This is a genomic window from Pseudomonas sp. Bout1 (assembly GCF_034314165.1).
Lineage (GTDB): Bacteria > Pseudomonadota > Gammaproteobacteria > Pseudomonadales > Pseudomonadaceae > Aquipseudomonas.
Genome location: NZ_JAVIWK010000001.1, coordinates 1,471,923 through 1,486,377 on the forward strand (window position 1 = coordinate 1,471,923; position 14,455 = coordinate 1,486,377).

Annotated in this window: 15 protein-coding genes; 10 read left to right on the plus strand and 5 right to left on the minus strand. The window is 60.5% G+C overall.

What is annotated here, in order from left to right; translation table 11 throughout:
* The first annotated feature begins 30 nt into the window (after nucleotides 1–30).
* From RGV33_RS06705 to rpoS, 8 genes are all read left to right on the plus strand, one after another.
* On the plus strand, nucleotides 31–1,143 hold the full coding sequence (locus RGV33_RS06705) for an S-(hydroxymethyl)glutathione dehydrogenase/class III alcohol dehydrogenase (RefSeq protein ID WP_322143595.1): 1,113 nt from the start codon (nucleotides 31–33) through the stop codon (nucleotides 1,141–1,143).
* Nucleotides 1,144–1,151: 8 nt separating this feature from the next.
* Nucleotides 1,152–1,997 carry an S-formylglutathione hydrolase gene (gene fghA / locus RGV33_RS06710; RefSeq protein ID WP_322143596.1) on the plus strand — a complete coding sequence of 282 codons (846 nt, stop codon included), beginning with the start codon at nucleotides 1,152–1,154 and terminating at the stop codon, nucleotides 1,995–1,997.
* Between the two features lie 54 nt (nucleotides 1,998–2,051).
* Nucleotides 2,052–2,525, plus strand: coding sequence for a 2-C-methyl-D-erythritol 2,4-cyclodiphosphate synthase (ispF, locus tag RGV33_RS06715; protein WP_177087220.1), 474 nt, complete (start codon nucleotides 2,052–2,054; stop codon nucleotides 2,523–2,525).
* A complete protein-coding gene (gene truD, locus RGV33_RS06720; RefSeq protein ID WP_322143597.1) occupies nucleotides 2,522–3,580 on the plus strand; it encodes a tRNA pseudouridine(13) synthase TruD in 1,059 nt (352 codons plus the stop codon). The genes ispF and truD overlap by 4 nt, the downstream gene beginning before the upstream one ends.
* Nucleotides 3,568–4,317, plus strand: coding sequence for a 5'/3'-nucleotidase SurE (gene surE / locus RGV33_RS06725; RefSeq protein ID WP_322143598.1), 750 nt, complete (start codon nucleotides 3,568–3,570; stop codon nucleotides 4,315–4,317). The genes truD and surE overlap by 13 nt, the downstream gene beginning before the upstream one ends.
* 41 nt (nucleotides 4,318–4,358) lie before the next feature.
* Complete coding sequence (locus tag RGV33_RS06730; protein ID WP_169865481.1) at nucleotides 4,359–4,994, plus strand: protein-L-isoaspartate(D-aspartate) O-methyltransferase; 636 nt, start codon at nucleotides 4,359–4,361, stop codon at nucleotides 4,992–4,994.
* 210 nt (nucleotides 4,995–5,204) lie between these two features.
* Nucleotides 5,205–6,038 carry a peptidoglycan DD-metalloendopeptidase family protein gene (locus RGV33_RS06735; protein WP_322143599.1) on the plus strand — a complete coding sequence of 278 codons (834 nt, stop codon included), beginning with the start codon at nucleotides 5,205–5,207 and terminating at the stop codon, nucleotides 6,036–6,038.
* Nucleotides 6,039–6,146: 108 nt separating this feature from the next.
* Nucleotides 6,147–7,151: an RNA polymerase sigma factor RpoS gene (rpoS, locus tag RGV33_RS06740; protein ID WP_063032880.1), complete on the plus strand. Its 1,005-nt coding sequence runs from the start codon at nucleotides 6,147–6,149 to the stop codon at nucleotides 7,149–7,151.
* Between the two features lie 230 nt (nucleotides 7,152–7,381).
* Here the strand turns inward: rpoS and RGV33_RS06745 are convergent, their stop codons facing one another.
* Nucleotides 7,382–7,591, minus strand: coding sequence for a cold-shock protein (locus RGV33_RS06745; RefSeq protein ID WP_002554837.1), 210 nt, complete (start codon nucleotides 7,589–7,591; stop codon nucleotides 7,382–7,384).
* Nucleotides 7,592–7,969: 378 nt separating this feature from the next.
* Between RGV33_RS06745 and dcd the strand changes: the two genes are divergently transcribed.
* On the plus strand, nucleotides 7,970–8,536 hold the full coding sequence (gene dcd, locus RGV33_RS06750; RefSeq protein ID WP_093412595.1) for a dCTP deaminase: 567 nt from the start codon (nucleotides 7,970–7,972) through the stop codon (nucleotides 8,534–8,536).
* Between the two features lie 107 nt (nucleotides 8,537–8,643).
* Complete coding sequence (locus tag RGV33_RS06755) at nucleotides 8,644–8,847, plus strand: hypothetical protein (RefSeq protein WP_003219272.1); 204 nt, start codon at nucleotides 8,644–8,646, stop codon at nucleotides 8,845–8,847.
* A gap of 31 nt (nucleotides 8,848–8,878) precedes the next feature.
* On the opposite strand, the gene pdeM is transcribed toward RGV33_RS06755, so the two are convergent.
* The 4 genes from pdeM to RGV33_RS06775 form a co-directional block, all read right to left on the minus strand.
* Complete coding sequence (pdeM, locus tag RGV33_RS06760) at nucleotides 8,879–9,535, minus strand: ligase-associated DNA damage response endonuclease PdeM (protein WP_322143600.1); 657 nt, start codon at nucleotides 9,533–9,535, stop codon at nucleotides 8,879–8,881.
* Nucleotides 9,535–12,015, minus strand: a complete 2,481-nt coding sequence (locus RGV33_RS06765) for a ligase-associated DNA damage response DEXH box helicase (protein ID WP_322143601.1) — start codon at nucleotides 12,013–12,015, stop codon at nucleotides 9,535–9,537. Before RGV33_RS06765 ends, pdeM begins: the two co-directional genes overlap by 1 nt.
* Before the next feature lie 541 nt (nucleotides 12,016–12,556).
* Nucleotides 12,557–13,321 (minus strand): ABC transporter ATP-binding protein, encoded by a 765-nt coding sequence (locus RGV33_RS06770; RefSeq protein WP_322143602.1) that lies wholly within the window; start codon nucleotides 13,319–13,321, stop codon nucleotides 12,557–12,559.
* Between the two features lie 13 nt (nucleotides 13,322–13,334).
* Nucleotides 13,335–14,453: a succinylglutamate desuccinylase/aspartoacylase family protein gene (locus RGV33_RS06775; RefSeq protein WP_322143603.1), complete on the minus strand. Its 1,119-nt coding sequence runs from the start codon at nucleotides 14,451–14,453 to the stop codon at nucleotides 13,335–13,337.
* Between the last annotated feature and the right edge of the window lie 2 nt (nucleotides 14,454–14,455).

Sequence of the window (14,455 nt, forward strand, 5' to 3'; positions counted from 1 at the left end):
CTTACGTTTTTAACCCGATGGAGAAACCGGATGATCAAGTCCCGCGCGGCCGTAGCCTTCGAAGCCAAGAAACCCCTCGAGATCGTTGAAGTGGATGTGGCCATGCCCAAGGCGGGCGAGGTGTTGCTGCGGGTGGTGGCGTCCGGTGTGTGCCATACCGACGCCTACACCTTGTCGGGCGCGGACCCGGAAGGCATCTTTCCGTCGATCCTGGGCCACGAAGGCGGCGCGGTGGTAGAAGCCATCGGCGAGGGCGTGACCTCGGTGGCGGTGGGCGACCACGTGATCCCGCTGTACACCCCGGAATGCGGCAAGTGCAAATTCTGCCTGTCGGGCAAGACCAACCTGTGTCAGGCCATTCGCGCCACTCAGGGCAAAGGCTTGATGCCCGACGGTACCTCGCGCTTCTCCTACAAAGGCCAGCCGATTTTCCACTACATGGGCACCTCGACTTTCTCCGAGTACACCGTGCTGCCGGAAATCTCCGTTGCCAAAATTCCTAAGGACGCGCCGCTGGAAAAGGTCTGCCTGCTGGGCTGTGGCGTCACCACCGGTATCGGTGCGGTGATCAACACGGCCAAGGTCAAGCCAGGCGACACCGTGGCCATCTTCGGCCTGGGCGGCATCGGCCTGTCAGCGGTGATCGGCGCGGTAAAAGCCAAGGCCGGCCGCATTATTGCCATCGACATCAACCCGGCCAAGTTTGAAATCGCCAAGCAATTGGGCGCCACCGACTGCATCAACCCGAAAGATTACGACCGCCCGATCCAGGACGTGATCGTCGATTTGACCGATGGTGGTGTCGACTTTTCCTTCGAGTGCATCGGCAATGTGCAACTGATGCGTGCCGCGCTGGAGTGCTGCCACAAGGGGTGGGGCGAGTCGGTGATCATCGGCGTGGCCGGTGCCGGCCAGGAAATTGCCACCCGTCCGTTCCAACTGGTGACCGGCCGCGTCTGGCGCGGTTCGGCGTTTGGTGGCGTGCGTGGCCGCAGCGAATTGCCAAGCTACGTGGAAATGGCCCAGACCGGCGAAATCCCGCTGGACACGTTCATCACCCACACCATGGGCCTGGAAGACATCAACAAAGCGTTTGAACTGATGCATGAAGGCAAGAGCATTCGTACCGTCATCCACTTCTGAGGTCGGCCATGAGTCTGGAAAACCTGTCGTGCCAGAAGAGCTTCGGTGGCTGGCATAAACGCTACAAGCATCATTCCGATGTGCTCGGTTGCGACATGACCTTTGCCGTTTACCTGCCGCCACAAGCGGAGCAGGGCGGCACGTTGCCGGTGCTGTACTGGCTGTCGGGGCTGACCTGCACCGACGAGAACTTCATGCAGAAGGCCGGCGCCCAGCGCATGGCCGCCGAGCTGGGGTTGATCATCGTCGCCCCGGACACCAGCCCTCGTGGGCCGGGTGTGCCGGGCGACCCGGACAATGCCTGGGATTTCGGCCTCGGTGCCGGTTTTTATCTGAATGCCACCCAGGAACCCTGGGCCCAGCACTATCGGATGCATGACTACGTGGTGCAGGAATTGCCGGCATTGGTCGAGGCGCATTTCCCGGCTTCGGCCAAGCGCGGCATCAGCGGCCACTCCATGGGCGGTCATGGGGCGCTGGTGTGCGCCTTGCGCAACCCCGGGCGCTATCAGTCGGTGTCGGCGTTCTCGCCGATCAACAACCCGATGGATTGCCCGTGGGGCCAGAAGGCGTTCTCCCGTTACCTCGGGGAAGAGCGCTCCAAATGGCGCGAATGGGATGCCTGCGTGTTGATCAGCGAAGCCTCGGAAAAGCTGCCACTGCTGGTGGACCAGGGCGATCGCGACGATTTCCTCGCGGTGCAGCTCAAGCCTGAGGCCTTGCAACAAGCGGCCAAGGCGGCCAACCACCCGCTCAAGCTGCGACTGCAACCGGGCTATGACCACAGCTACTTCTTTATTGCCAGCTTCATCGAAGACCACTTACGCCATCACGCACACGCTTTGCTCGGTTAATGTGAGGCAAAAGTAGGTAGAATCACGCCCTGAATTAAATCGGGGCGTTTTTTTATGCGTATTGGCCACGGCTACGATGTGCACCGTTTCGCCGAAGGCGATTTCATCACCCTGGGCGGTGTGCGAATCGCGCACCACCATGGGTTGCTGGCTCATTCCGACGGCGACGTAGTGCTGCATGCCTTGAGCGATGCCTTGCTCGGCGCCGCCGCGTTGGGCGACATCGGCAAGCACTTTCCGGACACCGACCCCACCTTCAAGGGCGCGGACAGCCGCGTGCTGCTGCGTCACGTGGTCGGTTTGATCCACGCCAAGGGCTGGAAGGTCGGCAATGTCGACAACACCATCGTCGCCCAGGCGCCCAAGATGGCCCCGCATATCGAATCGATGCGCGCGCTGATTGCCGCAGATCTTCAAGTTGAGTTGGATCAAGTGAACGTAAAAGCCACCACCACCGAAAAGCTCGGGTTTACCGGCCGCGAAGAGGGCATTGCGGTGCACGCCGTTGCCTTGTTGCTGCGCGCATGAATGATCTGCAATTGCTGGGCCCGCGTGCCTATGGCGAGGCCTTGGGCAGCGCTGTTCTGAAGGCTACCGCTGAAGATTTCCAGGTAGATGAAGTACTGGATATCCCGCTGACCGGCGAGGGTGAACACCTGTGGCTGTGGGTGGAAAAGCGCGGCCTGAATACCGAAGAAGCAGCGCGACGGATTGCCAAGGCCGCAGGCGTGCCGTTGCGCACCGTCAGCTACGCCGGGCTCAAGGACCGCCAGGCGCTGACCCGCCAGTGGTTCAGCGTGCAGTTGCCGGGCAAGGCCGATCCGGACCTGAGCGGGGCGGAAAACGACACCCTCAAGATCCTCAAGATCGCCCGCCACAAGCGCAAGCTGCAGCGTGGCGCGCACTCGGCCAATGGCTTTACCTTGCGCCTGACCCAGTTTGCCGGCGATGCCGCGGCCATCGACGTGCGCCTGCAACTGATCGCCAAACAAGGTATTCCCAACTATTTCGGCACCCAGCGTTTCGGTCATAACGGCGGCAACGTCGTCGATGCCCGTGACTGGGCTGCGCGCAAGGCCTTGCCGGAGCAGCGCAACGTGCGTTCGCGCCTGCTGTCGACGGCACGCAGCTTTCTGTTCAACAAAGTGCTGGCGGCGCGGGTAGCCGACGGTTCCTGGCAGCGCGCCCAGGTCGGCGATTTGCTGGCGTTTACCGACAGCCGCAGCTTTTTCCCGGCGGGGGAGGCTGAATGCAGCGACCCACGCCTGGCGATCCTCGACCTGCATCCCACCGGGCCGCAATGGGGCGAAGGCGATTCGCCTGCCACTGGCGCTACCCATGCGTTGGAGCAAGCGATTGCCGACGGTGAAGCCGACCTGCGCGATTGGCTGGTGAATGCCGGCATGAGCCAGGAGCGTCGCATTCTTCGACTGCCCATTGGCGGGTTGACGTGGCATTATCCCGAGCCTGACATTCTGCAATTGGAATTCGTCCTGCCGGCTGGATGCTTCGCCACCGTATTGGTGCGCGAGCTTGTAGATCTGGTGCCGGTGGGGCAGACGGACAGCCCATGCGTATTCTGATATCTAACGACGACGGGGTCACCGCACCCGGCCTTGCCGCGCTTTATGCTGCGCTGGCGGATTACGCCGAGTGCGTGGTGGTTGCCCCGGACCAGGACAAAAGCGGCGCCAGCAGCTCGCTGACGCTCGACCGTCCTTTGCATGTACAGACGTTGCCCAACGGCTTTATCAGCGTGAACGGCACGCCGACCGACTGCGTGCACCTGGCGATCAACAGCCTGCTGGAGCGCGAGCCGGACCTGGTGGTTTCCGGGATCAACCTGGGCGCCAACCTGGGGGACGACGTGTTGTATTCCGGTACCGTGGCGGCGGCCCTTGAAGGGCGCTTCCTGGGTCGGACTTCGTTTGCCTTCTCGTTTGCTTCCCGTCAACTGGACAACCTGGCCACCGCGGCGTATTTCGCCCGCAAGCTGGTGGAAGCCCATGACACCCTGGTCTTGCCGCCGCGCACGGTGCTCAACGTCAATATTCCCAATCTGCCCCTGGATCATATTCGCGGCATCCAGCTGACCCGCCTCGGCCATCGCGCCCGTGCGGCAGCGCCGCTGAAGGTGGTCGACCCACGTGGCAGGGAAGGGTACTGGATTGCCGCTGCCGGCGATGCCGAGGACGGTGGCGAGGGCACGGACTTTCATGCGGTGATGCAAGGTTATGTCTCGATTACCCCGTTGCAACTTGATCGCACCTTCAGTGATGCCTTCAGTAGCCTCGATGGCTGGCTGGAGGGGCTGCGCTGATGGCTCGTGAACAAGACGACCTGCTGCGCCGGGGCATCGGGATGACCTCCCAGCGCACCCGCGAGCGATTGATCCAGCGCCTGTACGAAGAAGGGCTGTCCAACGCCCAGGTGCTGGAAGTCATCCGGCGTACCCCGCGGCATCTGTTTGTCGATGAGGCTCTGGCCCATCGCGCTTATGAAGACACTGCGTTGCCAATCGGCCACAACCAGACCATCTCCCAGCCTTATATGGTGGCGCGGATGAGTGAGCTGCTGCTGGCGGCGGGCCCGCTGGACAAGGTGCTGGAAATCGGTACCGGCTCCGGCTACCAGACGGCCGTGTTGTCACAGCTGGTGGAGCGGGTGTTCTCGGTCGAACGCATCAAGGTTCTGCAGGACCGGGCCAAGGAGCGCCTGGTGGAGTTGAACCTGCGCAACGTGGTGTTTCGCTGGGGCGATGGTTGGGAAGGCTGGCCGGCGCTGGCGCCGTACAACGGCATTATCGTCACTGCGGTGGCAACCGATGTGCCCCAGGCTTTGCTCGATCAACTGGCTCCCGGCGGGCGCCTGGTGATCCCGGTGGGCTCCGGCGAAGTGCAACAATTAATGTTGATTGTTCGCGAGGAAGAGGGCTTTTCCCGGCACGTGCTCGGCGCCGTGCGTTTCGTCCCGTTGCTTAATGGCCCGCTGGCCTGATCAATTATTCCTGCCTACTGAATTCTATTGCCGGGTATGTGTCTTACAGCGGGGTCTATTGAGTCAACATGATTGCTCGTGGGAATTAAACATGATGAAAATTTCTTTAGAATCGTGTTTCCAGTAAAAACCCAACGGCCAGTTATACTTGCGTCATATTTCAAGCCTGATACAGGCGTTCATAGTCAGCCACCACAAAGGGAGCGGCGGGTGAGTCTCACGGTCATTGCACAGCGTATGAGTCAAACAAGCTTTCAGCGACTGGTGATTGGCCTTGTCTTGAGTTCCTTGTTGGCGGCTTGTTCAAGCACGCCATCCGGTGCGCGGGTGGTTGACCGCAATAATGCGGTACCGCAAAAACCAACCGTTACCACCGGGCAATATGTCGTGCGCAAGGGCGATACGATGTTCTCGATCGCCTTCCGGTATGGGTGGGATTACAAGGCGCTGGCCGCCCGTAACAACATTCCCGTGCCGTATACGATACATCCGGGACAAACTATCCGTTTCGATGGGCGAACCGGTTCAGCACCGACCGCCGTTGTCACAAATACCGCCTCTTCGCCGTCGTCTTCGAGCAAAACCACAATCATTACCCGCCCTGCAGGCACCGCTGCGCCTAGCGTTGCGAGCAAACCTGCACCTGCTCCACTGCCTCCGGCAGGGCCGGCGCCGACTGGTTGGGGATGGCCCTCAAATGGCATCCTGATTGGAAAATTCTCTTCAAACGGTAGTTTGAATAAAGGCATTGATATCGCCGGGGATTTGGGACAGCCTGTTTTAGCTGCGTCTGATGGGACAGTGGTGTACGCCGGGAGTGGTTTACGGGGCTACGGCGAGCTGGTCATCATCAAACACAGCGATACCTACGTCAGTGCCTACGGTCACAACCGCAGGCTGTTGGTTCGGGAGGGGCAGCAGGTCAAAGTCGGACAGACAATTGCCGAAATGGGGTCAACTGGTACAGACCGGGTGAAACTGCACTTTGAGATTCGCCGCCAAGGGAAGCCTGTTGATCCGCTGCAATTCCTTCCCCGTCGTTGATGTGTTGTTACCAGCCTGTTCCCTCGCGTAGAAGGAACAGGCTCCAGCGTTGCCAAGGATAAAGGCGTCGCTTGAGCTTGAGGTCGAACTCACCAAAGGACTATAACAATGGCTCTCAGTAAAGAAGCGCCGGAGTTTGACATCGACGATGAGGTTCTCCTTATGGAGACCGGCATTGCTACGGAATCGATGTCGAATGAGGGACCTGCTGTACCTTCAGTTCGCACCAAATCCAAGAACTCCACCGCGTTAAAGCAACACAAATACATTGATTACACGCGGGCGCTCGACGCGACCCAGCTGTACCTCAATGAAATCGGCTTTTCCCCTCTGCTCACTCCCGAAGAAGAAGTCTTTTTTGCGCGCTTGTCGCAAAAAGGCGATCCGGCTGGGCGCAAGCGCATGATTGAAAGCAACCTGCGGCTGGTGGTGAAAATCGCCCGACGCTACGTCAATCGTGGGCTGTCCCTGTTGGACTTGATCGAGGAAGGCAATCTCGGCCTGATCCGGGCGGTGGAGAAGTTCGACCCTGAGCGGGGCTTCCGCTTTTCGACCTATGCCACCTGGTGGATTCGTCAGACCATCGAACGGGCGATCATGAATCAAACCCGCACGATCCGGTTGCCGATCCATGTGGTCAAGGAGCTTAACGTCTACCTGCGGGCGGCACGTGAGCTGACCCAAAAACTCGATCATGAACCTTCGCCTGAAGAAATCGCCAACCTGCTGGAGAAACCGGTGGGGGAGGTCAAGCGGATGCTCGGTCTCAACGAGCGGGTGTCTTCAGTCGATGTCTCGCTGGGTCCGGATTCGGATAAAACCCTGCTGGATACCCTGACTGATGATCGTCCTACGGACCCTTGTGAGTTGCTGCAGGACGACGATCTGTCGCAAAGCATCGACCAGTGGCTTTCCGAACTCACGGACAAACAACGTGAGGTGGTGATTCGCCGCTTCGGGCTGCGCGGCCACGAAAGCAGCACCCTGGAGGATGTTGGCCTGGAGATTGGCTTGACCCGGGAACGGGTGCGGCAGATCCAGGTAGAGGGTCTCAAGCGCTTGCGCGAGATCCTGGAGAAAAATGGCTTGTCGAGTGAGTCGTTGTTCCAATAACGGCCTGTAAGGCACCTATGAAAACGCCCGGGGCATGTGAATGCACCGGGCGTTTTGCTTTGGGGCGCGCGTAGCAGCTGTCGAGCGCCAGCGAGGCTGCGTCCGGCCTCAACTCGGTGTCGCACCCTACGCAGCCTCGCTGGCGCTCGACAGCTGCTACGATAGCCAAATCCCAGGCACAAAAAAGCCCCGCTTTTGAGGGCGGGGCTTTTTGACTAAATCAGTACAAGTTAGATAACTTGAACTTCTTCAGCTTGCATGCCTTTCTGACCGCGGGTAGCGATGAAAGAAACCTGTTGGCCTTCTTTCAGGCTTTTGAAGCCGTCGGATTGGATAGCTTTGAAGTGAACGAACAGGTCGTCACCGGATTGTGGAGTGATGAAGCCGAAGCCTTTTTCATCGTTGAACCACTTAACGGTACCAGTTTGGCGATTAGACATGGTGTATCTCCTTGGACAAAGTTAACTGCGACTCAGGAAAAGCCCTGGCCGAGACTGAGTGCAAAGAGCAGGAAAAATTCTTGGAGATGGTTGGATCGAAATTCAACATATCGTGTAGAGATTCTCAGTGACACAAGCAGCACAGTGGCGCCACCTTAACCCTTTTTCAGGAACGTGCCAATGGTATTTCCGAAGGTTTCTCTATTTTCGTGACTGGCGGCAGCCCGATACCGCATCAACGCCCCACATTTGAAGGTGCGCCCCGCCCAGCAGGGGCTGCGCGGCGCCAAGAAAAACAGTCGCCCCTTTGAACCACGGGGCCAGCCCCGGTAAGATGCCCAACAGAATTTTTTCACCTCGCTATTCAGGACACCCGCCATGAGCATCAAATCGGACAAGTGGATTCGCCGCATGGCGCAAGAGCACGGCATGATCGAGCCCTTCGTGGAGCGCCAGATGCGTGGCGAAGGCACTGAGCGGCTGATTTCGTTCGGGGTTTCCAGCTACGGCTACGATGTACGCTGCGCCGATGAGTTCAAGGTGTTCACCAACATCAACTCGGCGACCGTCGATCCGAAAAACTTCGACGAAAAAAGCTTCGTCGACGTCAAGAGCGACGTCTGCATCATCCCGCCAAACTCCTTTGCGCTGGCGCGCACTGTCGAGTTCTTCCGTATTCCGCGCAACGTCCTGACCATTTGCCTGGGCAAAAGCACCTACGCGCGCTGCGGCATCATCGTCAACGTCACTCCGCTGGAACCGGAATGGGAAGGGCACGTGACCCTGGAGTTCTCCAACACCACCACCTTGCCGGCAAAAATCTACGCCAACGAAGGCGTTGCCCAGATGTTGTTCTTCGAATCCGATGAAGAGTGTGAAGTGTCCTATAAAGACCGTGGCGGCAAGTATCAGGGCCAGCGCGGCGTTACTCTCCCACGCACTTGATCGAATCGTCTTACAGGCTTAGGGAATTTGTCAGCGGGCAGACACTCTATTGAGTGTACTGCCCCGACGCGTGCACAACGCGCCGGGCCACGCTTGAGGAGTCCCCTATGAAGCTCGATCCGCGAATCAGCGCCGAACTCGCCCGGCTTGAACCCAACCAGATTGGTGTCATGGCCTGGTCCTTGATGGCCGATCCCGCCGCAGGCGGCATTCCCGGCCAACCTGGCCCCGATGATCCCTGGCCCAACCAGCCTGAAGAGCCGGGTGAGCCCACCCTGCCTGACGAACCGCCTCCCGCTCCGGTGGCTTGATGTTGAAACCGGTGGCCCAATGGTCAGTTGCTCAACGCACTGGCCATACTTCATGGTCGCCGATCACAAAGATCTGGCTGTCTTCGTCATGAGTCACTGAATAACCTCCTGTAAACGCACCGAATGCCGGCAACAGGCTGACTTGGGCGCCGAGCCGGAAGCACGGCAGGCGCAAGCTTTGCCGACCCTTGCCCCGCAGGCGATACACCGGATGCACGTGCCCGGCCAGTACATGGTGGCTGGCATGGACGTCGGGTTCGTGCTGCAGCGCAAACGGGCCCATCAGCAGGGGCTCGGTTACCACCTCCATCGCCAGGTCGGCAGGTGGGTCGCCTGCGCGCTTGTCGTGGTTGCCGCGAATCAGCGTGAGCGCCACGGTTGAATGACGCTCTCGCCAGGCCCTCAATGCGTTCAGGGTGCCGCTGGCGTGGGAGCCGGGCCCGTGGAGGAAGTCGCCGAGGAAGATCACCTGCACACACGGGTAGGCGGCCAACAGTTGGTCCAGGCGCTGCAGGTTGTCAGTGGTCGTGCCCTGCGGCACTGGCTGGCCGAGGCTGCGATAGGCCGACGCCTTGCCAAAGTGCGCGTCGGCGATCAACAGGCATTTTCTCGCAGGCCAATACACGGCCTTGTCCGCCAGCAACCACAGGGCTTCTTCTGCCAGTTGTATCGGGTAATGAGAGGGCATCAGTTTTTCCCGTTATCGGCGATTTTTTCCAGGTCCTGAACCATCCGTGCAATGCGCTCCGAAAGTTTTTCCGAGCTCAGGCTTTCCCGGAAACGCTCCACCAGCAACGGAAAGGCCAGCGGGGTAGGCCGCTTGACCAGATGCAGGTCCAGTTTTAATGCTGATAAGTGCTGCAACGTTTCTTCCAGCCGACGAATATCCAACTCATCCCGCAGGACTTCTTCCCCTGCCTGGGTCAGCAGCAGGTTCTGTGGGTCGTATTGCTTGAACACTTCAAAGAACAAACCGCTGGAGGCCTGCACCTGGCGCGTACTTTTCGGCGCGCCCGGGTAGCCTGCGAACACCAGCCCGGCGATCCGCGCGATCTCGCGAAAGCGCCGCAGGGCCAGTTCACCGGCATTCAGGCTCGCTACCACGTCGTCCAGCAGATGATCCGGACTGAACAGTGCCCCACCCCCCAGTAAGGCCGGCCAATTCACTTCGGTCGCGCTCAGTAGCTCCAGCCCATAGTCGTTGACCGCAATCGAAAACGTCACCGCCTGTTGCCGGCTGACCCGCCACGCCAACAGGCTTGCCAGCCCAAGATGCACCTGGCGCCCGGCGAACGGATACAAAAACAGGTGCCAGCCTTCCCGCGACTTGAGCGCCTCGGCCAGCAGATGCTCGCGAGTCGGCAGCCCGGACCAGCGCAACTGGGTTTCCAGCAACGGTTGCACCGCCTGCATCTCCGGCCCGATGAATTGACCGTGGGCGGCCGCATCGAAGCGCTTGACCACTGCCTGGGCCAGTTCATTGGAAAGTGGCATGCGCCCGCCGTTCCAGCGCGGTACGGCGGCCTTTTTCACGTTACTGCGCCGTACATAAGCAGTCATGTTCTCCACCCGGACCAATTCCAGCAGGCGCCCGGCAAACAGAAAACCATCCCCTGGCTTCAGCCGCGCAATAAAACCTTCCTCGACACTGCCCAGGGTCTTGCCACCGCCGCCTTTGCTCCAGAATTTGAGCTGGATGCTAGCGTCGCTGACGATGGTGCCCACGCTCATCCGATGGCGCCGCGCCAGCCGGGCATCGGGTACGCGCCAGATGCCGTGTTCGTCTGGCTCGACCCTGCGGTAATCCGGGTAGGCAGTCAGCGATAGGCCACCATGGCGCACGAAGCCCAATGCCCAGGCCCAATCCGCGTCGCTCAGGTCTCGATAGGCCCAGGCGGTACGCACCTCTGCCAGCAGCGCATCCGGCACAAAGCCGCCGCCCAGCGCCATGCTCACCAAATGCTGCACCAGCACATCCAACGGCTTGTGGGGCGACTGACGGGCTTCGATGCGCCGTTCAGCGATGGCGTCCTGCGCGCCAGCGGCTTCCACCAGTTCCAGGCTGTGGGTCGGCACCAGCGTGACGCGCGACGGGCGGCCTGGTGCGTGGCCGGAACGCCCGGCACGTTGCATCAGGCGCGCCACACCCTTGGCCGAGCCAATCTGCAGCACCCGTTCCACCGGCAGGAAATCCACCCCCAGGTCCAGGCTCGACGTACATACCACGGCCTTCAGTTGCCCCTCCTTCAAGGCGCGTTCCACCCAATCACGGGTTTCCCGGGACAGCGAGCCGTGGTGCAAGGCAATCAACCCGGCCCAGTCGGGACGAGCATCGAGCAAGGCCTGGTACCAGATTTCCGATTGCGCCCGTGTGTTGGTAAACACCAGGCAACTGCTGCTGGCGTCGACCTCGGCCACCACCTGCGGGAGCATTTTCAGGCCGATGTGGCCGGCCCACGGGAAACGCTCGATAACCGGGGGCAGCAGGGTGTCCACCCGCAGTTTCTTGGTCGTCTGGCCCTGCACGTTGATCCCACCGCCTTGTGGGATCAACACCTCCAACGCGTGGGCTTGATTACCCAATGTCGCGGATATACCCCACACAATCAGCTCAGGATGCCATTGCCGCAGGCGGGCGAGGGCCAATTGCAGTTGTACGCCGCGTTTGTTGCCGATCAATTCGTGCCATTCATCCACGACCACCATGCGCAGTCGCGACAGGCTGACCTGGCTGTCGGCGCGGGCGAGCATCAGCGTCAGGCTTTCCGGGGTGGTGATCAGGGTGGTGGGCAGGCGACGGCTCTGGCGGGCGCGCTCGCTGCTGCTGGTATCGCCGGTGCGCAGGCCCACGCTCCAGGGGATGTTCAGTGATTGCAGCGGTGCTTCAAGGGCCCGGGCGGTGTCTGCGGCCAGGGCACGCATGGGGGTGATCCACAGGACTGTCAGCGGTTCGGCGGGTGTTTTGCGTTTGCGGGGAGTGTCTTCGGTGATGGCGAAGCGGTTGAGGGCGGCGAACCACAGTGCGTAGGTTTTCCCGGCGCCGGTGCTGGCGTGGAGCAGTCCCGATTGGCCTTCCTTGACTGCCTGCCATACGTCTTTTTGGAAGGCGAACGGTTTCCAGCCCTTGGCGGCGAACCAGTGTTTGGCGTAGTCGGGGGATTTGGCCATGCTTGGGGCTCTGGGGGTGTATTTCAGAGACCCGTGCGGTGGGGGAAAGGTTTAACTGCGATTGCTGGGGGGGGTATATCCGTTATTTAGGTAACGGCTACTTAGGGTTCAGCTCTTACAGCGGGTCACTTTTTTACAAACGCCTAAAAAAGTAACCAAAAAACGCTTTGCCCCACCACTCGGTGCCTCGCCTAGGCTCGGCATGCCGGAACGAAGGCCATCGTGGTTGACGGGGCCCGCAGATCAAAATCAAGAGCAGATCAAGATCAAAAGCACGCAGCCTCGCTGGCGCTCGACAGCTGCTACGGGCGGGGTGGCTCTGCTTTTCTGTGGGAGCTGGCTTGCCTGCGATGCAAACACCTCGGTCTTCCAGACACACCGAGGCGATGCCATCGCCGGCAAGCCAGCTCCTACAGTGGACCGTCCCCGCTTTAGCTTTTGATTTTGCTTTTAACACTCAAGTCGGCTTTCAGGCCGCTGTAAGAGCGGACCCTAGGCGGCCGTTACCTAAATAACGGATATACACCCCACCCCCGACCGGCTACTTCAAATTCCCACTCAAAAACTGCTGCAACCGCTCGCTCTTCGGGCTACCCAGCACATCCTCCGGCGCACCTTGTTCCTCCACCAACCCCTTGTGCAAAAACAGCACCTGGCTCGATACCTTCCGGGCAAAGCTCATCTCATGGGTCACCATGATCATCGTCCGGCCTTCCTCAGCCAAACCCTGGATCACCTTCAACACCTCACCCACCAATTCCGGATCCAGCGCCGAAGTCGGCTCGTCAAACAGCATCACCTCCGGCTCCATCGCCAACGCCCGGGCAATCGCCACCCGCTGTTGCTGCCCACCCGACAAAAACGCCGGATATTGATCCGCCACCCGCGCCGGCAAGCCAACCTTGTCCAGGTACCGGCGGGCACGGTCCTCGGCGTCTTTCTTGCTGCAACCCAGCACCCGGCGCGGCGCCATGGTGATGTTCTCCAGCACACTCATGTGGCTCCACAAATTGAAATGCTGAAACACCATCGCCAACCGCGTGCGCAGGCGCTGCAACTCAGCGTCATCCGCCACGCGCATCCCATGGCGGTCGCTGACCATGCGGATCTGCTGGCCGTCCAACGTCATGGCGCCATCATTGGGCTGTTCAAGAAAGTTGATGCAGCGCAAAAAGGTGCTTTTGCCCGAGCCGCTGGCGCCGATCAAGCTGATCACATCACCGGTCTTGGCCTTGAGCGAGACACCTTTGAGCACCTCATTGTCGCCATAGCTTTTATGCAGGCCTTCAACGGTCAATTTGTACATGGGGCGTGCATCCTCAAGGCGAAAGTAGATAGCCGCTGCGATAGGCTTCAGTGCCCGCGACATGGGCGATAACCATCCCGGAAGTGGCCATGCGCCGCAGCGAACGGGCGTAAAGCAGGCCGGCATTGCGGCAATGCACCGGCGTTACGCGGTCAGAAATGGGGTCGATGATTTCGGCGATCAGTTGTCCGGCCTCCACGTATTCCCCAGGCAGGGCGCTGAACACCAGCAAGCCGCCGACGGGCGTGGCCACCGGTTCGACGCCTGCCAGCGGTGTGGCGGGGTAGGGCAATGCCGGCAACGGTGCAGGCTCGCCGCTGATCGCGCCGAAGTGAATCAGGTAATCAATGATCGCCTGGCAGTCGAGGCTGGCCAGGCCGTGGTTTACATCGCCCTGGCCGCGCAACTCGACGGTCACCGAAAAACTGCCCATCGGAATCGGGAAGCGCTCGCCAAAGCGTTGTTGCAATTGCCACCACACCAGCGTGAAACACTCATCGAACGACTGCCCGCCGGAATCGGTGGCCAACAGGCTGGCCTGCGAACCGATATAGCGCGCCAACGGCTCAACCTTCGGCCACGCCTCGGGGGTGGTGTACAGGTGCGCCACGGCTTCGAAGTCGCAGTGCAGGTCCAGCACCATGTCGGCATCGCAGGCCAGGCGTTGCAGCACCAGGCGCTGGGACTCCAGTTGCGTGACGGGCGTCTGCGCCGCCAGGGCCATGGTCAGGGCGTCGCGGATCAGCTCGGCGTTGTGCTTAGGGTCATCCCCCAGCAAACCTTCGACCTGATTGCCGACTTCGTCGCTCAGGTCGACAAACAGGCGATTGAAGTTCTGCCCGCTTTCCAGTTCATAGCGGCCCAGCGGGATGTCCATCAACACCTGTTCCAGGCCCGTCGGGTTGGCGATGGGCACCAGCACGATTTCGCTGCGCAGGCGCCCGGCGGTGGCCAGTTGTGCCAGGCGCGCCTTCAGGTGCCAGGCTACCAGCATGCCCGGCAGCTCGTCGGCGTGCAGCGACGACTGGATGTACACCTTGCCTTCGGCCTGCTCGGGCCCGAAGTGGAAGCTGTGGATCTGCCGCGCCGTGCCCGGCACCGGCGCCACGAGTGGATGAGTCTGATGACGCATGC

What these genes read in the sequence shown, in the direction of transcription:
- RGV33_RS06765 (WP_322143601.1), bottom strand. Translation starts at nt 12,015, where the DNA reads ATGGCCAAATCCCCCGACTACGCCAAACACTGGTTCGCCGCCAAGGGC.
- truD (WP_322143597.1), top strand. Translation starts at nt 2,522, where the DNA reads ATGAATGATCTGCAATTGCTGGGCCCGCGTGCCTATGGCGAGGCCTTG.
- ispF (WP_177087220.1), top strand. Translation starts at nt 2,052, where the DNA reads ATGCGTATTGGCCACGGCTACGATGTGCACCGTTTCGCCGAAGGCGAT.
- dcd (WP_093412595.1), top strand. Translation starts at nt 7,970, where the DNA reads ATGAGCATCAAATCGGACAAGTGGATTCGCCGCATGGCGCAAGAGCAC.
- RGV33_RS06705 (WP_322143595.1), top strand. Translation starts at nt 31, where the DNA reads ATGATCAAGTCCCGCGCGGCCGTAGCCTTCGAAGCCAAGAAACCCCTC.
- RGV33_RS06730 (WP_169865481.1), top strand. Translation starts at nt 4,359, where the DNA reads ATGACCTCCCAGCGCACCCGCGAGCGATTGATCCAGCGCCTGTACGAA.
- RGV33_RS06775 (WP_322143603.1), bottom strand. Translation starts at nt 14,453, where the DNA reads ATGCGTCATCAGACTCATCCACTCGTGGCGCCGGTGCCGGGCACGGCG.
- fghA (WP_322143596.1), top strand. Translation starts at nt 1,152, where the DNA reads ATGAGTCTGGAAAACCTGTCGTGCCAGAAGAGCTTCGGTGGCTGGCAT.
- RGV33_RS06745 (WP_002554837.1), bottom strand. Translation starts at nt 7,591, where the DNA reads ATGTCTAATCGCCAAACTGGTACCGTTAAGTGGTTCAACGATGAAAAA.
- RGV33_RS06770 (WP_322143602.1), bottom strand. Translation starts at nt 13,321, where the DNA reads ATGTACAAATTGACCGTTGAAGGCCTGCATAAAAGCTATGGCGACAAT.
- RGV33_RS06755 (WP_003219272.1), top strand. Translation starts at nt 8,644, where the DNA reads ATGAAGCTCGATCCGCGAATCAGCGCCGAACTCGCCCGGCTTGAACCC.
- surE (WP_322143598.1), top strand. Translation starts at nt 3,568, where the DNA reads ATGCGTATTCTGATATCTAACGACGACGGGGTCACCGCACCCGGCCTT.
- rpoS (WP_063032880.1), top strand. Translation starts at nt 6,147, where the DNA reads ATGGCTCTCAGTAAAGAAGCGCCGGAGTTTGACATCGACGATGAGGTT.
- pdeM (WP_322143600.1), bottom strand. Translation starts at nt 9,535, where the DNA reads ATGCCCTCTCATTACCCGATACAACTGGCAGAAGAAGCCCTGTGGTTG.